General features: G+C 65.7%; 22 protein-coding genes and 1 pseudogene. 8 read left to right on the forward strand and 15 right to left on the reverse strand.

Annotated features, from left to right (window positions below):
• Positions 1-27 precede the first annotated feature (27 nt).
• Positions 28-1,398: a metalloprotease PmbA gene (pmbA, locus tag HWX25_RS04600; protein WP_175907391.1), complete on the reverse strand. Its 1,371-nt coding sequence runs from the start codon at positions 1,396-1,398 to the stop codon at positions 28-30.
• A 128-nt stretch (positions 1,399-1,526) separates the two neighbouring features.
• On the opposite strand from pmbA, the gene yjgA reads away from it, so the two are divergent.
• Positions 1,527-2,132, forward strand: coding sequence for a ribosome biogenesis factor YjgA (gene yjgA / locus HWX25_RS04605; RefSeq protein ID WP_279610103.1), 606 nt, complete (start codon positions 1,527-1,529; stop codon positions 2,130-2,132).
• Positions 2,116-2,733 (forward strand): molybdopterin adenylyltransferase, encoded by a 618-nt coding sequence (mog, locus tag HWX25_RS04610; RefSeq protein ID WP_175907397.1) that lies wholly within the window; start codon positions 2,116-2,118, stop codon positions 2,731-2,733. Before yjgA ends, mog begins: the two co-directional genes overlap by 17 nt.
• Positions 2,734-2,749: 16 nt before the next feature.
• Here the strand turns inward: mog and orn are convergent, their stop codons facing one another.
• Positions 2,750-3,370: an oligoribonuclease gene (gene orn, locus HWX25_RS04615; RefSeq protein WP_049030222.1), complete on the reverse strand. Its 621-nt coding sequence runs from the start codon at positions 3,368-3,370 to the stop codon at positions 2,750-2,752.
• 117 nt (positions 3,371-3,487) lie between these two features.
• Here orn and HWX25_RS04620 point away from each other — a divergent pair, with 117 nt between their 5' ends.
• Genes HWX25_RS04620 through HWX25_RS04630 form a run of 3 tightly spaced genes read left to right on the forward strand, consistent with a single transcriptional unit; the run spans position 3,488 to position 6,061 of the window.
• Positions 3,488-4,747 carry a M48 family metallopeptidase gene (locus HWX25_RS04620; RefSeq protein WP_175907399.1) on the forward strand — a complete coding sequence of 420 codons (1,260 nt, stop codon included), beginning with the start codon at positions 3,488-3,490 and terminating at the stop codon, positions 4,745-4,747.
• Positions 4,744-5,685: a ribosome small subunit-dependent GTPase A gene (gene rsgA / locus HWX25_RS04625; RefSeq protein ID WP_175907401.1), complete on the forward strand. Its 942-nt coding sequence runs from the start codon at positions 4,744-4,746 to the stop codon at positions 5,683-5,685. Before HWX25_RS04620 ends, rsgA begins: the two co-directional genes overlap by 4 nt.
• 58 nt (positions 5,686-5,743) lie before the next feature.
• Complete coding sequence (locus HWX25_RS04630) at positions 5,744-6,061, forward strand: DUF2007 domain-containing protein (protein WP_059816149.1); 318 nt, start codon at positions 5,744-5,746, stop codon at positions 6,059-6,061.
• A gap of 78 nt (positions 6,062-6,139) precedes the next feature.
• On the opposite strand, the gene HWX25_RS04635 is transcribed toward HWX25_RS04630, so the two are convergent.
• From HWX25_RS04635 to rpsP, 6 genes are all read right to left on the reverse strand, one after another.
• Positions 6,140-7,078: a CobD/CbiB family protein gene (locus tag HWX25_RS04635; protein WP_059523804.1), complete on the reverse strand. Its 939-nt coding sequence runs from the start codon at positions 7,076-7,078 to the stop codon at positions 6,140-6,142.
• A 120-nt stretch (positions 7,079-7,198) separates the two neighbouring features.
• Positions 7,199-7,885 (reverse strand): CoA pyrophosphatase, encoded by a 687-nt coding sequence (locus HWX25_RS04640; RefSeq protein WP_059816153.1) that lies wholly within the window; start codon positions 7,883-7,885, stop codon positions 7,199-7,201.
• 87 nt (positions 7,886-7,972) lie between these two features.
• A complete protein-coding gene (rplS, locus tag HWX25_RS04645; protein ID WP_006753174.1) occupies positions 7,973-8,365 on the reverse strand; it encodes a 50S ribosomal protein L19 in 393 nt (130 codons plus the stop codon).
• A gap of 133 nt (positions 8,366-8,498) precedes the next feature.
• Positions 8,499-9,293 carry a tRNA (guanosine(37)-N1)-methyltransferase TrmD gene (trmD, locus tag HWX25_RS04650; protein ID WP_059447922.1) on the reverse strand — a complete coding sequence of 265 codons (795 nt, stop codon included), beginning with the start codon at positions 9,291-9,293 and terminating at the stop codon, positions 8,499-8,501.
• Positions 9,293-9,970 carry a ribosome maturation factor RimM gene (gene rimM, locus HWX25_RS04655; protein ID WP_059816162.1) on the reverse strand — a complete coding sequence of 226 codons (678 nt, stop codon included), beginning with the start codon at positions 9,968-9,970 and terminating at the stop codon, positions 9,293-9,295. The genes trmD and rimM overlap by 1 nt, the downstream gene beginning before the upstream one ends.
• Before the next feature lie 42 nt (positions 9,971-10,012).
• Positions 10,013-10,267, reverse strand: a complete 255-nt coding sequence (rpsP, locus tag HWX25_RS04660; RefSeq protein ID WP_006476550.1) for a 30S ribosomal protein S16 — start codon at positions 10,265-10,267, stop codon at positions 10,013-10,015.
• Between the two features lie 153 nt (positions 10,268-10,420).
• Between rpsP and HWX25_RS04665 the strand changes: the two genes are divergently transcribed.
• Entirely contained in the window at positions 10,421-11,560 is a 1,140-nt protein-coding gene (locus HWX25_RS04665; RefSeq protein WP_175907402.1) for a PQQ-dependent sugar dehydrogenase, read from the forward strand.
• Between the two features lie 110 nt (positions 11,561-11,670).
• Positions 11,671-12,138, forward strand: a complete 468-nt coding sequence (locus tag HWX25_RS04670) for a TM2 domain-containing protein (RefSeq protein ID WP_175907404.1) — start codon at positions 11,671-11,673, stop codon at positions 12,136-12,138.
• 22 nt (positions 12,139-12,160) lie between these two features.
• Here HWX25_RS04670 and HWX25_RS04675 read toward each other — a convergent pair.
• Both HWX25_RS04675 and HWX25_RS04680 read right to left on the reverse strand, forming a co-directional pair.
• Positions 12,161-13,338, reverse strand: a pseudogene (locus HWX25_RS04675) (PA0069 family radical SAM protein).
• Positions 13,339-13,429: 91 nt separating this feature from the next.
• Positions 13,430-13,918: an Lrp/AsnC ligand binding domain-containing protein gene (locus tag HWX25_RS04680; protein WP_006762687.1), complete on the reverse strand. Its 489-nt coding sequence runs from the start codon at positions 13,916-13,918 to the stop codon at positions 13,430-13,432.
• A 144-nt stretch (positions 13,919-14,062) separates the two neighbouring features.
• Here HWX25_RS04680 and HWX25_RS04685 point away from each other — a divergent pair, with 144 nt between their 5' ends.
• Entirely contained in the window at positions 14,063-15,349 is a 1,287-nt protein-coding gene (locus HWX25_RS04685) for a D-amino acid dehydrogenase (RefSeq protein ID WP_059816173.1), read from the forward strand.
• A gap of 186 nt (positions 15,350-15,535) precedes the next feature.
• Here the strand turns inward: HWX25_RS04685 and HWX25_RS04690 are convergent, their stop codons facing one another.
• From HWX25_RS04690 to HWX25_RS04710, 5 genes are all read right to left on the reverse strand, one after another.
• Complete coding sequence (locus tag HWX25_RS04690; RefSeq protein ID WP_175907406.1) at positions 15,536-16,471, reverse strand: electron transfer flavoprotein subunit alpha/FixB family protein; 936 nt, start codon at positions 16,469-16,471, stop codon at positions 15,536-15,538.
• A 16-nt stretch (positions 16,472-16,487) separates the two neighbouring features.
• Positions 16,488-17,237, reverse strand: a complete 750-nt coding sequence (locus tag HWX25_RS04695; RefSeq protein ID WP_059678648.1) for an electron transfer flavoprotein subunit beta/FixA family protein — start codon at positions 17,235-17,237, stop codon at positions 16,488-16,490.
• A 229-nt stretch (positions 17,238-17,466) separates the two neighbouring features.
• A complete protein-coding gene (locus HWX25_RS04700; protein ID WP_059529974.1) occupies positions 17,467-18,261 on the reverse strand; it encodes a MetQ/NlpA family ABC transporter substrate-binding protein in 795 nt (264 codons plus the stop codon).
• Positions 18,262-18,289: 28 nt separating this feature from the next.
• Complete coding sequence (locus HWX25_RS04705; protein WP_059529977.1) at positions 18,290-18,943, reverse strand: methionine ABC transporter permease; 654 nt, start codon at positions 18,941-18,943, stop codon at positions 18,290-18,292.
• A complete protein-coding gene (locus HWX25_RS04710) occupies positions 18,933-19,967 on the reverse strand; it encodes a methionine ABC transporter ATP-binding protein (RefSeq protein WP_059509785.1) in 1,035 nt (344 codons plus the stop codon). The genes HWX25_RS04705 and HWX25_RS04710 overlap by 11 nt, the downstream gene beginning before the upstream one ends.
• Between the last annotated feature and the right edge of the window lie 51 nt (positions 19,968-20,018).

Raw genomic sequence — 20,018 nt, forward strand, 5'->3', positions numbered from 1 at the left:
GTTTCCTGGCGGCCGACGCCGCGCCGTTTACTGCCCGGCGATCGTCATCTGCTCGATCAGCACCGAGCCCGTTTCCTTCGTACCGCGCACGATCGAATCCGCACCGATCGCGACGATATGCCGGAACATCTCCTGCAACGTGCTCGCGACGGTGATTTCCTCGACCGGATACTGGATCACGCCGTTCTCGACCCAGAAGCCAGCCGCGCCGCGCGAATAATCGCCGGTCACGTAGTTCACGCCCTGCCCCATCAGCTCGGTCAACAGCAGGCCCGTGCCGAGCTTCTTCAGCATCGCGTCGAAATTGTCGCCCGGCTGCGTGTTCGAACTGCGCAGCGCGAGGTTGTGCGAGCCGCCCGCGTTGCCGGTCGTCTGCGTGCCGAGCTTGCGCGCCGAATAGGTCGACAGGAAGTAGCCTTCGACGACGCCGTCGCTGACGACGCTGCGCGCACGCGTGCGCACGCCTTCCTCGTCGAACGGCGCGCTGCCCATCGCGCGCGGCACGTGCGGATCCTCGACGACCTGCACGTGCGGCGCGAACACCGGCTTGCCGAGGCTGTCGACGAGGAACGACGTCTTGCGGTACAGCGCGCCGCCGCTGACGGCCTGCACGAATGCGCCGAGCAGGCCGGCCGCGAGCGGCGCCTCGAACAGCACGGGCACCTTGCGGGTGTCGAGACGGCGCGCACCCATCCGCGCCAGCGCACGCTCGGCCGCATAGCGCCCGACGGCTTCCGGTGCAGCGAGGTCGACCGCGCTGCGCTTCGACGAATACCAGTCGTCCCGCTGCATGTGGCGGCCGGTGCCCGCGATCGGCGCACACGCGATGTAGTGGCGCGAGTACGGGTAGCCGGCGAGGAAGCCGCGCGACGTCGCGAGCACGAACTGCGAATGCTGTGCCGACACGCTCGCGCCTTCCGAGTTGCCGATCTGCGGGCTGACCGCGAACGCGGCGTCTTCCGCGCGGCGGGCAAGCTCGACGGCCTCGTCGGCCGTCAGCGCCCACGGGTGGTAGAGATCGAGGTCGCGCGGGTCGGTTTCGAGCAGTTCGGCCTCGGCGAGGCCGGCCGCGTCGTCCTCGGCCGTGAAGCGCGCGATGTTGTACGCGGCGGCGACGGTATCCTTGATCGCGGCCGGCGAGAAATCCGACGTGCTCGCGTTGCCGCGCTTCTTGCCGATGAACACCGTCACGCCGACCATCTTGTCGCGGTTGTGTTCGATCGTCTCGACCTCGCCGCGGCGCACCGACACCGACAGGCCGTCGCCTTCGGAGATTTCGGTCGCGGCGTCCGTCGCGCCGAGCGCCTTCGCATGGCGAAGGATGTCCGAGGCAATTTCTTTGAGCTGGTCCTGCGTGTGCGGGAAATAGCGCGCTTGTACGTCGAGATTGGCTGCCATCGTCGTGATATCCGGTGGCGGGCGAGCCGCCCGCATGTTCAAAATGTTGCGTATCCCGCGATCATAGCAAGGTCGGGGGCCACATACCGACAAGCTTGGGGTGTCCGCGCCGCGATACAATGCCGCCCATGACACGCAAAACCCGAATCCAGCCGATCGAGCACGCCGACGACGACGCCGGCAATGGCTACGATCGCCCCAGCAAATCCCAGTTGAAACGCGAGATGCACGCGCTGCAGGAGCTCGGCCAGGCCCTGGTCGACCTGCCGAAGGACGCGCTCAAGCGCATGCCGATGCCCGAGGACCTCGCCGACGCCGTGCGCGAGGCGCGCCGGATCACCGACCACGAAGGCAAGCGCCGCCAGCTCCAGTACGTCGGCCGCGTGATGCGCTCGCTGACGGACGAGGAAACGGCCGCGCTGCGCACCGCGCTGGACGCCCAGCGAGGCGTGAACAAGGCCGCGACCGCTCGCCTGCACTGGATCGAGCGCACGCGCGAACAGCTGCTCGCCAGCGACGACGCGCTGACCGAATTCCTCCGCCAGCACCCCGAAGCCGACATCCAGGAAGGCCGCATGCTGATCCGCAACGCACGCAAGGAAGCGCAGCAAGGCAAGCCGCCGCGCTATTTCCGCGAGCTGTTCCAGTGGATCAAGACCGCGAGCGGTACGGACGAGGCCGACGCAGACGAAGCGCCGGACGAAGCCGGAGACGACCATGACGACGAAGCGTAACCACCCGGACGAGCTCGTGGTCGGCCTCGTGTCGATCAGCGACCGCGCCAGCACGGGCGTTTATGAGGACAAGGGCATTCCGGCGCTGCAGGAATGGCTCGCCGGCGCATTGCGCTCGCCGTGGCGCGCCGAAACCCGGCTGATCCAGGACGACGCGCCGACGATTTCCGCCACGCTGGCAGAACTCGTCGACGTCGCGGGCTGCGATCTGGTGCTGACGACCGGCGGCACCGGCCCCGCGCGGCGCGACGTGACGCCGGAAGCCACGCTGGCCGTTGCGACGAAGGAAATGCCGGGATTCGGCGAACAGATGCGGCAGATCAGCCTGAATTTCGTGCCGACCGCGATCCTGTCGCGGCAGGTCGCGGTGATCCGCGAGACGGCCGACCACGCGGCGCTGATCATCAACCTGCCCGGCCAGCCGAAGTCGATCCGGGAAACGCTCGAAGGGCTGCGCGACGCCGACGGCAAGTCGACCGTGCCCGGCATCTTCGCGGCTGTACCCTACTGCGTCGACCTGATCGGCGGCCCGTACATCGAGACCGACGCCGCGGTGGTCGCGGCGTTCCGGCCGAAGAGCGCGCAACGCGCGCCGCGCTGAGCGCGTGCCGGCCCGCTCAGGCGGCCGGCGCGGACTCGCCTGCCGGCGCCGACGCGGCCGGAATCAGAAAATGCTCGCGGTAATACTTCAGTTCGTCGATCGACTCGTGGATGTCCGCGAGCGCCGTGTGCATCGCGCGCTTCTGGAAGCCCTTGTAGATCGCGGGCTGCCAGCGGCGGCACAGCTCCTTGAGCGTGCTGACGTCCAGGTTGCGGTAGTGGAAGAACCGCTCGAATTCCGGCATCCAGCGCGCCATGAAACGGCGATCCTGGCAGATCGAATTGCCGCACATCGGCGACTTGCCGGGCGATACATACTGCGCGAGGAACGCCTGCAGCTGCGCGGCAGCCTCCGCCTCGGTCACGGTCGACGCGCGCACGCGATCGATCAGGCCCGAGCGGCCGTGCGTCGACTTGTTCCAGTCGTCCATCTTCGCGAGCGTTTCGTCGCTCTGGTGGATCGCGAACACGGGGCCTTCCACCGCGATGTCGAGCGTGGAATTGGTCACGACGACCGCGATTTCGATGATGCGGTCGTTATCCGGGTCGAGGCCCGTCATCTCCATGTCGAGCCAGACGAGGTTCAACTCGTTGCGCACGAGCGCGGGCTGGCTGGCGGAAGCGGCGGTATCGGTCATGAGTCATCCTGGAAAATGGCGGACGGCGCGCGGCGCCGCCCGGGCGGCCGGCATCGCGTGAGCGGGCCCGGTCCGCAAGAACATATAATTCTCGCATAGAACCCTTTGGCGCCTTCGATGTCACCCTTTTCGTTCACCCTGCTGTTCGCGATCGTCGTGCTCGCGATGGTCGTCACCAAGCTGTGGCTCGCATCGCGGCAGATCCGCTTCGTCGCCGCACACCGCAACGGCGTGCCCGCGCAGTTCAGCGCCACCATTCCGCTGACCGCCCACCAGCGCGCCGCCGACTACACGGTCGAGCGCACCCGGTTGGCGATGTTTGAAATCGTCGTCAGCGCGGCCGTGCTGGTCGGCCTCACGCTGCTCGGCGGCGTCGGCGCCCTCGACACGCTGCTGACGGGCTGGTTCGGCCGCGGCTACGGACAGCAGGTCGCGCTCGTTGCCGCCGTGCTCGCGATCATGAGCGTGATCGACGTGCCGTTCGAGTATTACCGCCAGTTCGGGATCGAACAGCGGTTCGGCTTCAATCGCATGACCAAGCGCCTGTTCTTCACCGACATGCTGAAGAACACGCTGCTCGGCGCCGTGCTCGGCCTGCCGCTGCTGTTCGTCGTGCTGTGGCTGATGAACCAGGCCGGCAGCCTGTGGTGGCTGTGGACCTGGATCGTCTGGGTCGCATTCCAGATGCTCGTGCTGCTGATCTACCCGACCTTCATCGCGCCGATCTTCAACAAGTTCGAACCGCTGAAGGACGAAGCGCTGCGCACGCGCATCGAGTCGCTGATGAAGCGGTGCGGCTTCGCGGCGAAGGGCCTGTTCGTGATGGACGGCAGCCGTCGTTCCGCGCACGGCAATGCGTACTTCACGGGCTTCGGTGCCTCGAAGCGGATCGTATTCTTCGACACGCTGCTCGCGCGGCTGTCCGGCCAGGAAATCGAGGCCGTGCTCGCGCACGAACTCGGCCACTTCAAGCGCCGCCACGTAATGAAGCGGATGCTCGTGTCGTTCGTGCTGAGCCTCGTGCTGCTCGCGCTGCTCGGCTGGCTCGCACAGCGCACGTGGTTCTATACGGGGCTCGGCGTCACGCCGTCGCTCGACACGAGCAACGCGGGCGCCGCGCTCGTGTTGTTCTTCCTCGCGATCCCCGTGTTCCTGTTCTTCGCGACGCCGTTCAGCAGCCTCACGTCGCGCAAGCATGAATTCGAGGCCGATGCGTTCGCGGCCAGCCAGACCGATGCGCAGGATCTCGTCAGCGCGCTCGTGAAGCTTTACGAGGACAACGCGTCGACCCTCACGCCGGACCCCGTCTACACGGCCTTCTACTATTCGCATCCGCCGGCGTCGCAGCGGATCGACCGCCTGATGCAGCACGCATGAGCCGGCCGACCTCCCGCAAGCCGGCTCCGCGCGCATCGGGCGCGCCGCGTGTCGAAGGCCGCGTGATCGCGGCGCACGGCCGCCACTATATCGTCGCGCCCGACGACGGCGGCCCGATGCTGCAGTGCTTCCCGCGCGGCAAGAAAAGCGAGATCGCGGTCGGCGACCGCGTCGTGTACGAACAGGCGTCGGCCGACCAGGGCGTGATCGTCGAGATCGGCGAGCGGCGCAACCTGCTGTACCGCTCCGACCAGTTCAAGTCGAAGCTGTTCGCGGCCAACCTCGATCAGTTGCTGATCGTGCTCGCGACCGAGCCCTATTTCAGCGAGGATCTCCTCGGCCGCGCGCTGATCGCGGCCGAAGCGAATGAACTGAAGCCGCTCGTCGTGCTGAACAAGATCGACGTCGAGGCCGCGCTGCCGGTCGCCCGCGAGCGCCTCGCGCCCTACCGCGCGCTCGGCTACGACGTGCTCGAACTGTCGGTGAAGGGCGCGCCCGACGATGCGCGCGCGCAACTGATGCCTCATCTGGCCGGGCATTCGACGATCCTGCTCGGCCAGTCCGGAATGGGCAAGTCGACGCTCGTGAACCTGCTCGTGCCGGATGCCGAAGCCGCGACCCGGGAAATCTCGGCCGCGCTCAACAGCGGCCGTCACACGACGACGTTCACGCGCCTCTACCCGCTCGACGGCGGCGGCGCGCTGATCGATTCGCCGGGTTTCCAGGAATTCGGCCTCTACCACCTGACGGAAGGCCGCCTCGAGCGCGCGTTCCCGGAATTCCGCCCGCTGCTCGCGGACTGCCGTTTCTATAATTGCCATCATCTGCACGAGCCGGGCTGCGCGATTCTCGAAGCCGTCTCCGACGGTCGCATCTCACCGTCGCGGCATGCGCTTTACGCACAGCTCGTGCACGAGGCGAGCCAGATCGTCCGCTGACCGCACGGCGGGCAGAAGGCGGCCGGGGCTGACCCGGCCTTCACCGACAGGAGCCGCGATGCGTTTCAAGGCCCCCGATCTCGCCACCGCGCAGCATTGGGCGAATGTGCTGCAGGCGGCCGGCATCGGTTGCGAACTGCACAACTGCTACGCGACCGGCGCGCTCGGCGGCCTGCCCGCCGACGCGTGCGCCCCCGAGCTGTGGCTCGACGACGAGCGCGACGATGCGCTCGCTCGGCGGCTCCTCGATGCGGCGTCGCATGGCCCGTCGGCCGGCGCCGCTCCGTGGCGCTGCCGCCAATGCGGCGAGGCGCTGGAGGCCCAGTTCACCGCCTGCTGGCAATGCGGCGCCGTACGCGATCCGCTCGACGACTGAGCGGACTGACCTGACGCATAGCAAAAAGGCCGGCATGAAGCCGGCCTTTTTGTTTCATCGCGCACCTGCGCTGCCGCGTCACGACACCCAGACGGCCAGCGTCAGCATCAACAGCAGGATCATCCACAGGATCACGGCGCGCCAAACCAGGCCGACCGCGGACTGCAGCGTGCGCGGCGTGCAATCATCACCGACCGTCAACGGGCCGCTGTCGCCGACCGCCAACGCGTCGAGACTCGACGGTTCCGCGAGCGGCCCCGCGAGGCGCGCGCCGAGCGCGCCGCTACCGGCCGCGAGCAGCACGCCGTCGTTCGGGTCGGGCCACTGGCGCGTGTGATTGCGCCACGCGTAGATCGCATCCTCGAAGTTGCCAACGATCGCGAAGCCGAGCGCGGTCAGTCGCGACGGAATCCAGTCGATCACGAAGAACGCGCGCTGCGCGAACGTCGAGAACGCGGCGGTGCGATCGTCGCCCGGCGTCGACCAGCTGCGCGCGAGATATTCGGAGATGCGGTACAGCACGGCACCGGCCGGACCGATGGGCAGCACGTACCAGAAGAACACGCCGAACACGTGGCGATGCGACGCAACGACCGCATGAATCAGCGTATGGCGGACGATTTCGCCGACCGGCATGTCGACCGTGTCGAGGCCCGTCCACTCGTGCAGGATTTCACGCGCGCGCGGCACGTCGTCGTTGTTGAGCGCGAGATGGATATCGGTGAAATAGTGGCTGAACTGGCGGAAGCCGAGCGTGAAATACACGACGACGACGTTCCAGATGAACGCGAGCACGAAGCTCACCTTGAACAGCAGAAAGTAGATCAGCGCGACGATCAGCACCCACGGCAGCACGACTGCAAGCCATGCGAGCACGCCATGCTTTTGCTTGCCGGCGTCGAGGCCATGCGCGACGGTTTCCGCATGAAACTGGAACAGGGCGAACACCGGATTGCTCGGCGACAACGCGCGGACCTGTTCGATGATGAGGGCGAGAAGAACCGAAAAGAAAGTCATGCGTGGCGCCGTCTTCGGAGTTATGTCATTTTTTGCATAACGATAGCACAGCGTAAGCGGCGCATGGCTGCCGACGCGACGGGCCGGCAGCCGGCCGCGTGCGCGGGTTCGGGCCGGATGCTATCCGGCTGCCAAGAAGCGGTACAGATTGCGCAACATGCCGGCAGTTGCGCCCCAGATGAAGTAATGCCCGGCCGATTCGCCGTTCGGATAGGGCATCGCAAAAAAACGACGCTCGCCGCCTTCCCAGCGGAACACGCGCACCTGGTGGTTCGCCGGACTCATCAGGAACGCGAGCGGCACCTCGAAAATCTCGGCAACCTCGAACGTGTCGGCCTGCACGGTAAACGGCGGATGCACGAGCCCCACGATGGGCGTCACGCAGAAGCCGGTCCCCGTCAGGTAGTCGGGCAGCGCACCGAGCACCTCCACCGGTTCGGCGGCCAGTCCGATTTCCTCCTTCGCCTCGCGCAACGCGGTCGCCGTCGCATCGCGATCGAACGGCTCGCGACGGCCACCGGGGAAGCTGATCTGCCCGGCGTGATCGTTCAGGTGGTCGGCGCGCTGGGTCAGCAGCACGGTGAGGCCGCCCTCGCGAACGACGAGCGGGATGAGGACGGCGGCGCTGCGCGGATCGACGCCCTCCTGCAGCCGTACCTCTCCGGGCTCGACGCTCCATTCGAGCGTGCGCGCGAAACGCTCGCGCAGCCCGGGCGGCGTCATCAAGCGGGTTTCGATGGACGGCAAGCCGGCGCCAGTGCCTTCGACCGGCAGCACTTCGGGATCAATGATGGGGCGGCGATTCAATGGGGATCTCGAGTTCGTGACGTATCGAGCATATTGTCGCGCCAGAATGAAAAAAGCACCCGGAAGGGTGCTTTTTCCTTACAGCTCTTACTCTTGGGAAGCTGCTGCGGCGCGATCCTTCGACACCAGCTTTTCCTTGATTCGAGCCGACTTGCCCGAACGCTCGCGCAGGTAGTACAGCTTCGCGCGACGCACATCACCGCGACGCTTCACGACGATGCTCGCCAGCAGCGGCGAGTAGGTCTGGAACGTACGCTCGACGCCTTCGCCCGACGAAATCTTGCGGACGATGAAGTTCGAGTTCAGACCACGGTTGCGAATCGCGATCACGACGCCTTCGTACGCCTGAACGCGCTTGCGGTTACCTTCAACCACGTTCACGTTCACGATCACCGTGTCGCCCGGGGCGAATTCGGGGATCGTCTTGCCGGCGAGCGCGCGCTCGATCTCTTCCTGCTCAAGTTTTGCGATCAGATTCATCACTGACTCCTAAAGCCATCTTGTCGGCGTTTGCACCCGCCTGCTTCCAGGCTTGGCCCCGATAGAGGATGGATTCACATCAGGCACCGCGCACGCATGCACGGCACCGCCAATTCCCGCCCGCGCCGCCGCCTCAGGAGGCGTTCTTCGCTTCGCGTGCGAGGTTCGCAAGCCATGCCTCGTCGGCACGGCTCAACAACTTCTCGCGGCGCGCCCGGACGATCAGGTCCGGCCGCTTCCGCAATGTATTCCTCAATGCTTCCTGGCGCCGCCACCGCTCGATCTCGGCATGATGGCCGCCGAGCAGCACGTCCGGCACGCGCATCCCCTCGTACTCCTCGGGGCGCGTGTAATGCGGACAATCGAGCAGCCCGTCAGCGAAGCTGTCCTGCACAGCCGACTGCGCGTCGTTCAGCACGCCGGGCAGCAGGCGCACGACGGCATCCATCATCGCCATCGCCGGCAGTTCACCGCCGGACAGAACGAAATCGCCGAGGCTGATTTCCTCGTCGACGCACCGGTCGAGCAGACGCTGATCGATCGCCTCGTAGCGGCCGCACAGCACGATGACACCAGGCTCCTGCGCCATTCGCACCGCACGTTCGTGCGTGAACGGTGCACCTTGCGGCGACATCATCACCACACGCGTGCTCGCGACGCCCTGCTCCGCCTGCGCTGCTTTCGCAGCGCCGATCGCGGCCTCGAGCGGCCTGGCCAGCATCACCATACCCGGACCGCCGCCGTACGGACGATCGTCGACCGTGCGGTAGTTGTCCGTCGTGAAATCACGCGGATTCCAGGTGCGCAGCCCGAAGCGCCCCTGCTTCACGGCCCGGCTGGTGATTCCCCAGTCGGTCAGCGCGCGGAACATTTCGGGAAAGAGCGTGACGACGTCGAACTGCACCGCGCTCTCCGTAACCTGGTTCATTAGTAATCGGCTTCCCAGTCGACGACGATGCGACGTGCCGCCTGATCCACCGTTTTGACGTAGACGCCGACGAACGGAATCAGCCGTTCGTCGGTGGTCGGCCGACCATCCTTGCCGACTGCCGGATACTCGACGCGCATGATCGAATGCACGCCGTTGTCGATCATCCCGCTCACCGTCCCGAGCGCCACCGATTGCTCGTTGACGACCTCGAGGCCGATCAGGTCGACCCAATAGAATTCGTCCGCGGCCAATGCCGGGAAATCTTCCCGGCGCACGAACACGCGAAAGCCGCGCAAAGCCATTGCGGCATCGCGGTCGCTGACACCCGCGGTATGCGCGACGACTGTGTCGCCGTGCGTCTTCGACTGCAGGATGCGGGCAGACAAGCGCTCCCCACCCCGTTCCAGCCACCAGCGGCGCGCCTTGAGCAGCGCATCGCCGCCGCGACCGGCGTCTGCATGCGTCGCCACCTTGACCCAGCCTTTCAGGCCATAGGCGTCGACGACCGCCCCGACCTCGACAGCATCGTCGGGCCAGGCTTGTACTGCCTCGAGACTGCCCTGCTCGGCAGCCACACCGGCGCTCGCGACAGTGTCGCGCTCGACCGGCTTGCGGACGAATGCGCCAAATGACGCTCGCCCGCGCTTTGCGTTACCGGAATCGTGACCGGACATTAATGCTCCTTGCAGCCGGCACGACCGGCACACCGCGCCATGTTAGGCAGCCGGTTGCGCCTTTTGCGCTTCCTTCACGAGACGCTGGACGGTCGGCGACAGTTGCGCGCCAACGCCTTGCCAGTACGTCAGGCGGTCCTGAGCGATACGCAGCGATTCGCCCTTCGTGGCGACCGGGTTGTAGAAGCCGACGCGCTCGATAAAGCGGCCGTCACGACGGTTGCGCGAATCGGTAGCGACGATGTTGTAGAACGGGCGCTTCTTCGAGCCGCCGCGAGCCAGACGGATGATAACCATATGAAATCCTTCGGGAAAACCGGGTTCGAAACTACTGAAACGTGCGATTATAGCCGGAAACCAAAGCCACAACAAACACTTACGCGCAAAAATTCCACGGACGCCCTGCAAGCCGGGCATACAATCGTCGTGTCCTCGACGCTTACCGCCGCCATGCCGCCATCTTGCGTCACCCCGGCGCGCCGCGCGCAGCACCGCCTCGCGGGCTTGCTGACCGGCCTCGTTGCCTGCCTCGCAGCCACCGCGGCTTGCGCCGCAACGCCAGCGGACAAACTCGTCGTGCCACCCGGCTTCCACGTCGACGTGCTGACCGACGCCGTGCCGACCGCCCGCGAAATGGCGTGGTCGCCGCGCGGAATTCTGTATGTCGGCTCGCGGGAAGGCCGCGTGCATGCATTTGTGATGCAGGAGGGCCGGATCACGACCCGCTACGTGATCGCATCGGGGCTCGACATGCCCGTCGGCGTCGCGTATCGCGACGGCGCGCTCTATATCTCCGCCGTGTCGCGTATTCTGCGCCTCGATCACATCGACGACCGGCTCGCCAGACCTCCGGCGCCGGCGGTCGTGACGGATGCGCTGCCAACCGATCATCATCACGGCTGGAAATTCATCGCATTCGGCCCCGACGGCAAGCTCTACGTGCCGACCGGCGCCCCATGCAACGTGTGCCTCGCCGATCGCGATCGATACGCGATCATCGCACGCATGAACACGGACGGCAGCGGCCGGGAAGTGTTTGCCCGCGGCGTGCGCAATACCGTCGGCTTTGCCTGGCACCCCGAGTCGCGCGAGCTGTGGTTCACCGACAACGGGCGCGACTTGATGGGTGACGACGTGCCCGACGACAAGCTGAATCGTGCGCCACGCGCAGGCCTCGATTTCGGCTTTCCATACTGCCACGGCGGTGACACGCCCGACCCTGAATTCGGGAGCGCCGACGTGTGCCGCCGCTACGCGCCGCCCGTGCTGAAACTCGGCGCGCACGTCGCGGCACTCGGCATGCGCTTCTATACGGGGACAATGTTTCCGGCGTCATACCGCAACAACATCTTCATTGCCGAGCATGGTTCGTGGAATCGCAGCACGAAGGTCGGCTATCGCGTAATGCGCGCGGTCGTGTCGGCCGACGGCAGCCATGCAAGCCAGACTCCGTTCATCACAGGCTGGCTGCGCGCGGACGGCACCGTGTGGGGGCGCCCGGCCGACGTACTGCCGCTGCCGGACGGCTCGCTGCTCGTCAGCGACGACTACGCAGGCGCCATCTACCGCATCACCTATGCGGCACCTTGACGCAGGCAAGGGGTGACCCGGCCCGACCGGGCATCGTAGAATGCGTGCCGGGCCGAGCGCCCCGCGCCGGCCTGCCGGCCGCCCATGCCAACGATAATCCGCCGCCATCCATGTCCAGCAGCACCGCATTGTCCCGCCGCTTCCGCTCCAAGACGCTCACCGCCGCCCTCGCGTTCCTGCTCGGTTCGCTCGGCGCGCACCGCTTCTACCTGTACGGCTTTCGCGACGTGTACGGCTGGGCGCACCTGCTCGCGACGATCGTCGGGATCCCGGGTTTCCTGCTGCTCGCCGCGACCCAGCGCAGTGCCAACCTCGGCTGGTGGCTCGCCGTGCCGGGTGCGATCTCGCTTCTGGCTGCGTTCCTCGCCGCGCTCGTCTACGGCCTGCGCCCCGACGAGAAGTGGGACGCACAATTCAATGCCGACACCGGCAAGCACAGCCAGTCAGGCTGGACGGTGATCTTCATCGTGATCTTCTCGCTGCTGATCGGTGCGTTCCTGCTGATGACCGCCCTCGCCCTGTCGTTCCAGACGTACTTCGAATCGCAAGTCGAAGCGGCAAAGCAAATCTCGCAGTAAGCGCCAACACGTGTCGGCCAGATCAGAACAGGCTCAGTTGCACGTCGTCACGCGACTTCGTGCCGGTCGCGCCCGCCACCGTGCGCTGCGCTGCCGCCCCGGTCGCCGGCGCACCGCGAACTGCGACAGATCCAGAATGCCGTTCGCACGCTCGTTCAACCCTAGCCGCTTCACGGCCTGACGGAACCGCTGCCGCAACAGGTCGGCCCAGATTCCCTCGCCCTTCATCCGCTTCGCGAAATCCGAGTCGTAGTCCTTCCCGCCGCGCATGTCGCGCACGCGGTTCATCACGCGCTCCGCGCGATCGGGGAAATGCGCGGAGAGCCAGTTCTTGAACAGCGGCGCGACCTCCCACGGCAACCGCAGGATGATGTAACTCGCGTGTGTCGCGCCGGCTTCCGCACAAGCTTCCAGCACACGCTCCATGTCCGGCTCGGTGACGAACGGGATCATCGGTGCAATGCTGACGCCTACCGGCACGCCCGCATCGCGCAGCGCGCGGATCGTGCGCAGCCGGCGCGCCGGCGTCGCCGCACGCGGCTCGAGCGTGCGCGCGAGATCGGCATCGAGGGTCGTGATCGTGACCGCGGCCATCACCTGCCCGCGCTCGGCCATCGGGGCCAGCAGATCCAGATCGCGCTCGATCAGGGACGATTTCGTGATCGCGGCGAACGGCAGCCCGTGATCGTGCATCACCTGGATCACGCTGCGCGTGATGCGCAGATCGCGTTCGACCGGCTGGTATGCATCGGTGTTGACGCCGAGCGCGATCGGCTCCGGCACGTAGCGCTTGCGCGAAATCTCGCGCTCGAGCAATTCGGCAGCGTTGACCTTCGCATAGATGCGACTCTCGAAATCGAGCCCCGGCGACAAACCGAGGTAACTATGGGTCGGCCGTGCAAAGCAGTAGATGCAGCCATGCTCGCAGCCGCGATACGGATTGAGCGACACGCTGAACGGTATGTCCGGTGACTGGTTGTGCGTCAGGATGCTCTTAGCGTGCTCCTCGAACACCTGCGTGCGCAGCGGCGCGGGCAGATCGGCGTCGTCCGATTCGTGTGTCCAGCCGTCGTCGACCGCTTCGCGCAGCGCCGTTTCGTATCGCCCCTGGAGGTTGTCGACCGCACCGCGCCCCTTGCGGGGCGCCGGCGGCGCTATCGGAAATTCGTTGTCGGACCGACCGTCCATGCGCTCACCCATTCGCCTGCACCCAATGCTGTATATTTATACAGTATTGGGTGCAGCATGCCAAGGGCGGGATAGAGGGACGGACTGCTGGCGGCAGCTCCGGTCATTCGCCGACCGAGATCGTCAGCGTCTCCTTGATTTCTTCCATCACGACATAGCTCTTCGACTGCACCGCGCCGGGCAGCTGCAGCAGGATGTCGCCCAGCAGCTTGCGATAGTCGGCCATTTCACCGATGCGTGCCTTGATCAGGTAATCGAAGTCGCCGGACACGAGATGGCACTCGAGCACCTCGTCGATCTTCATCACTTCGCGCCGGAACTGCTCGAACATGTTGCCGCCCTTGTGGCCGAGCGTGATCTCGACGAACACCAGCAACGCGGCGCCGAGCTGCCCCGGATCAACGCGTGCGTGATAGCCGGTGATGACACCGTCGCGCTCCATGCGCCGCACGCGTTCGATACACGGCGTGACGGTCAGCCCCACCTGCTCCGCGAGGTCCTTCATCGCCATCCGGCCGTCGTCCTGGAGCAGTTTGAGGATGCGCCGGTCGAGCTTGTCGAGCGAGCGTACTGGCTGGCGTTGCGTTCTCATTTGTTTATGCTGAAAACCTGAAAAATACGATAACAAAACCTGCACATTCGACAATACCATAGCGCAAAAAACTAGATCAGCTAGAGGTTACACGGAGACGCACGTGCGCCCGGCCTCGCCCTGATCCTTCCATCTGGAGCAGCTATGCGAGTCGTCATTCTGGGCAGCGGTGTGGTGGGCGTGGCAAGCGCGTATTACCTCGCGCGCGCCGGTCATGAAGTCACGGTGATCGACCGGGAAGCCGGCCCGGCGCTCGAGACGAGCTTCGCGAACGCAGGTCAGATCTCGCCCGGCTATGCCGCGCCGTGGGCCGCGCCCGGCGTGCCGCTGAAGGCCGTCAAGTGGATGTTCGAGAAGCACGCGCCGCTCGCGATCCGCCTCGACGGCACGCGCTTCCAGCTCCAGTGGATGTGGCAGATGCTGCGCAACTGCACGGCCGAGCGCTATGCAGTCAACAAGGGCCGCATGGTCCGCCTCGCCGAATACAGCCGCGATTGCCTGCAGGCGCTGCGCGCCGACACGGGCATCCAGTACGAAGGCCGCACGGGCGGCACGCTGCAGCTGTTCCGCACGCAGCAGCAACTCGACGGCGCGGCGAAGGATATCGCGGTGCTGCAGGAAGCGAACGTGCCGTTCGAACTGCTGTCGCCGGCCGAGCTCAGGAATGCCGAACCGGCGCTCGCCGCCGTGTCGCACAAGCTGACGGGCGGCCTGCGCCTGCCGGGCGACGAAACGGGCGACTGCCAGTTGTTCACGACGCGCCTCGCGGCGCTCGCGGAATCGCTCGGCGTGAAGTTCCGCTACAACACGCCAATCGACGCGCTGGCGATCGCGGGCGGCAAGATCGCCGGCGTGCAGTGCGGCAGCGAGACGGTGCGCGCGGATGCATACGTCGTCGCGCTCGGGTCATACTCCACCAGCTTCATCTCGAACCTGATGAAGATCCCCGTCTATCCGCTGAAGGGTTATTCGATCACCGCGCCGATCGTCGACGAGACGGCCGCGCCCGTGTCGACGGTGCTGGACGAAACCTACAAGATCGCGATCACGCGTTTCGACCAGCGCATCCGCGTCGGCGGCATGGCGGAGATCGTCGGCTTCGACAAGAACCTGCGTGCCGCGCGTCGCGAGACGCTCGAAATGTGCGTGAACGACCTGTTCCCGGGCGGCGGCGACACGTCGAAGGCAACGTTCTGGACAGGCCTGCGCCCGATGACGCCGGACGGCACGCCGATCGTCGGCCGCACGCCGGTCTCGAACCTGTTCCTGAACACCGGCCACGGCACGCTCGGCTGGACGATGTCGTGCGGGTCGGGCCAACTGCTCGCCGACCTGATTTCGGGCAAGAAGCCGGCAATTCAGGCCGACGACCTGTCGGTGCATCGCTACCTGAAGGACGTGGCCGGCCAAACGCGCCCGGCATACGCATAAGGCGGAACGGTCAGCCGCGACGCAGGCCGGTCCGCATCAACGAAAAAGGCGCCCACGGGGCGCCTTTTTCGTTACAGCGAATGCGTTGCGGGCTCGAAACAGCGCTTCCGTCATCGCACAAAAAAGGGGCGCTCATCGCGCCCCTCGTCTTGCGTACTTGCCGCCGAAGCGTCAAGTCACACCGTGTCAGCCCAGTTCGTTCACGAGTTCCGGCACGAGCGCGAACAGATCGCCGACGAGGCCGTAGTCGGCCACGCTGAAGATCGGCGCTTCGGGATCCTTGTTGATCGCGACGATCACTTTCGAATCCTTCATGCCGGCCAGATGCTGGATCGCGCCCGAGATGCCGACCGCGATGTACAGCTGCGGCGCGACGATCTTGCCGGTCTGGCCGACCTGGTAGTCGTTCGGCACGTAGCCGGCGTCGACTGCCGCGCGCGATGCGCCCAGTGCTGCCGACAGCTTGTCGGCCAGCGGCTCCAGCACCTTCGTGTAGTTCTCGCCGCTGCCCAGACCGCGGCCGCCCGACACGATGATGCTCGCCGACGTCAGCTCCGGACGATCCAGCTTCGTCACTTCACGGCTCACGAACTGCGATTTGCCCGCATCGGCCGCCGCTTCGATCTTCTCGACCGATGCGCTGCCGCCTTCGGCCGCAACCGGATCGAAACCCGTCGCACGCACCGTGATCACCTTGATCGGATCGCTCGACTGCACCGTCGCGATCGCGTTGCCCGCATAGATCGGACGCTCGAACGTGTCGGCCGAATCGACCGCCGTGATGTCCGAAATCTGCGCGACGTCCAGCTTCGAGGCGATGCGCGGCGCGACGTTCTTGCCGTAGGCGGTTGCCGGCGCGAGGATGTGCGAATAGTCCTTCGCGATGTTCAGCGCGGTCGCCTCGACGTTTTCCGCCAGGCCCGCTTCGAGCTGCGGCGCGTCGGCCAGCAGCACCTTCGACACGCCTGCGATCTTTGCTGCCGCATCGGCCGCGCCCTGCGCGTTGTGCCCCGCGACCAGCACGTGAATGTCACCGCCAATCTTCGCTGCCGCCGCCACCGTGTTCAGCGTCGCGGCCTTGATCGACGCGTTGTCGTGTTCTGCAATCACCAGAATCGTCATTTCTTTCCGCTCCCTCTTACAGCACCTTGGCTTCGGTCTTCAGCTTCTCGACCAGCGTCTTCACGTCCGGCACCTTCACGCCGGCCGCGCGCTTTGGCGGCTCGGCCACCTTCAGCGTCTTCAGACGCGGCGTGACATCCACGCCGAGGTCTTCCGGCTTCACCGTTTCCAGCGGCTTCTTCTTCGCCTTCATGATGTTCGGCAGCGTCACGTAGCGCGGCTCGTTCAGGCGCAGGTCCGTGGTCACGACTGCCGGCAGTTGCAGCGACAGCGTTTCCGCGCCGCCGTCGACTTCACGTGCGACCGTGGCACGGCCATCGGCGATCGTGACCTTCGACGCGAACGTCGCTTGCGGCAGGCCAGCCAGTGCGGCCAGCATCTGGCCCGTCTGGTTCGAATCGTCGTCGATCGCCTGCTTGCCGAGGATCACGAGTTGCGGCTGTTCCTTGTCGACCAGCGCCTTCAGGATCTTCGCGACGGCCAGCGGCTCGACGCTGTCGTTCGACTCGACGAGGATCGCGCGATCGGCGCCGATCGCCAGCGCCGTGCGCAGCGTTTCCTGCGCTTGCGTCACACCGACCGACACCGCGATCACTTCGGTCGCCACACCCGCTTCCTTCAGGCGCACCGCTTCTTCCACCGCGATTTCGTCGAACGGGTTCATCGACATCTTCACGTTCGCGATGTCGACGCCGGTGTTGTCCGACTTCACGCGGACCTTCACGTTGTAATCGACCACTCTTTTCACTGGCACCAGGATTTTCATGCACACGCTCCAAAGTTACGAATACGACCAGAGGCCATTCTATAGCGAGGCCTCATGACTGCGCGGCCAAGCGGACCAATCCATCGCGGCTATCGAGGATAGCGCTCCTCTTCGGTGCGCCGGCAATAGCGAACGGTCGTTCTATTTTAAAAGAGAAAAAACCCGGACGCAAAGCCCGGGTTTTCGATCATCGACTCTAATCGTCACCGGGCGCGCCCAGCACCACGTATCACCAGGCGGCGATGACCGCGCCGCCGAACTTCTGTTCGATGAACTGCTTCACTTCCGCGGAATGGTAGGCCGCGACCAGCTTCGCGACCCACGGCTTGCTCCGGTCGGCCTCGCGAATCGCGAGGATGTTCGCATAAGGACCGTTCGGACCCTCGATCGCGATCGCGTCCTGTTTCGGCTTCAACCCCGCTTCCATCGCATAGTTGGTGTTGATCGCCGCAGCGTCGACGTCGCCGAGCGAGCGCGGAATCTGTGCCGCATCGAGTTCGACGATCTTCAGCTTGCGCGGATTGTCGACGATGTCGAGCGGCGTCGCCTTCAGCCCGGCGTCCGCACGCAGCTTCAGCAGGCCCTGCTTCTGCAGCAACAGCAGCGCGCGGCCGCCATTGGTCGGATCGTTCGGCACCGCGATGCGCGCGCCCGGCTTCAACTCGGCCAGCGACTTCACCCGCTTCGAATAGATACCCATCGGGAACGTGACGGTATCCGCGACCTTGATCAGCTTGTAGCCGCGATCCTTCACCTGCGCCTGCAGATAAGGATCGTGCTGGTAGCTGTTCGCGTCGAGATCGCCCGACGCGAGCGCCGCGTTCGGCTGCACGTAATCCGAGAATTCGACGATGCGGATATCGAGGCCGCTCTTGGCCGCGACCTTCTTCACCACGTCCATGATCTGCGCGTGCGGACCGCCCGTCACGCCCACCTTGATTGTTTCGGTCTGCGCGTGCGCGCTCGCGAACAGCGCGGCCGCGCCGAGTGCGGCCGCGAACTTCAGCATGAAACGTCGTTGCATCGTCTCCCCCTACCCATGAATGTCGTTATTACTTGTGGCTCAGCCGCCGCACGAGCCAGTCGCCGAACGATTGCACGATCTGCACGAACACGATCAGGATCGCAACGACCGTCCACATGACTTCCGGCAGATAGCGCTGGTAGCCGTAACGGATGCCGAGATCGCCGAGCCCGCCGCCGCCGATCGCACCGGCCATCGCCGAGTAGCCGACGAGCGACACGAACGTAATCGTCAGGCCAGCGACGATGCCGGGCAGCGATTCAGGCAGCAGCACCTTGAACACGATTTGCGACGTCGTCGCGCCCATCGACTGCGCGGCCTCGATCAGCCCGCGGTCGACTTCGCGCAGCGCCGTCTCGACCAGTCGCGCGACGAACGGCGCGGCCGCGAGCGTCAGCGGCACGACCGCCGCAGCCGTGCCGATCGACGACCCCGTGACGAGCCGCGTAAATGGAATGACCGCAACCAACAGAATGATGAATGGCGTCGAGCGCACCGCGTTCACGATGCCGCCGAGCACGCGATTCACGCCGAGGTTCTGCAGCACGCCCTGGCGGTCGGTCAGGTAGAGCAGCACGCCGAGCGGCATCCCGACGAGCGCGCCGACCGCTCCCGAGATGCCGACCATGATCAGCGTCTCCCAGAACGACTGCACGAACATATCGAACATCTCACTCAACATACGAAAGCTCCTCTACCACCACACCTTGCTCGCGCAGGAACGCGAGTGCCTGCCCGACCTTGCCCGGTTCGCCGCCCGCGAGCACCGCGAGTGACCCGAACGCCTGCCCCTGGATCTCGTCGATCTGGCCGTGCAGGATATTGAAATCGAGTTCGTACCGGCGAATCGTCTCCGACAGGATCGGCTGGTCGACACCCGAGCCTGTGAATGCGAGCCGCAGCAAATGCCCGCTGCCCGTCTTCAGCCGCTCGGCCACGCGTGCCTTCAGCGCGGGCGGCAGTTCCTGCGCGATCACGTCGCCGATCAGCGCGCGCGTCACTTCGTGATGCGGCTGCAGGAACACGTCGATCACGCGGCCTTCCTCGACCACGCGCCCCGCGTCGAGCACCGCCACGCGATCGCACACCTGCTTGATCACTTCCATCTGGTGCGTGATCAGCACGATCGTCAGGCCGAGTTCGCGATTGATGCGCTTCAGCAGGTCGAGGATCGCGCGCGTGGTCTCGGGATCGAGCGCCGACGTCGCTTCGTCCGACAGCAGCACCTTCGGCTTGCTCGCGAGCGCGCGGGCGATGCCGACGCGCTGCTTCTGGCCGCCGCTGATCTGCGCCGGGTAGCGGTCCTTCTGCGCGGACAGCCCGACGAGATCGAGCAGCGGCAGCACGGCGGCCTCGATGTCGGCACGGCTCGCACCAGCCAGCTCGAGCGGCAACGCGACGTTGTCGAACACCGTGCGCGACGACAGCAGGTTGAAGTGCTGGAAGATCATGCCGATTTCGCGGCGCGCTTCGCGCAGTGCGCCGGCCGGCAACAGCGTGAGATCGCGCCCGCCGACGACGACGTTGCCTTCGGTCGGCCGCGTGAGCAGGTTGATGGTGCGCACGAGCGTGCTCTTGCCGGCGCCGCTTCGGCCGATGATGCCGAACACCTCACCCTGCGGGATCGTCAGATTGACGTTGTGCAATGCGTCGACCCAGCCGGTCGGCCCGGGGAAACGCTGCGACAGATTGCGTAATTCGATCATGTAAACAAAACGGCGGCCGACAGGCGAAGCCCGCCAGTCGGCCGCCGATGC

Origin of the sequence: Burkholderia sp. BCC1640, from assembly GCF_902833125.1 — a bacterium.
GTDB lineage: Bacteria > Pseudomonadota > Gammaproteobacteria > Burkholderiales > Burkholderiaceae > Burkholderia > Burkholderia diffusa.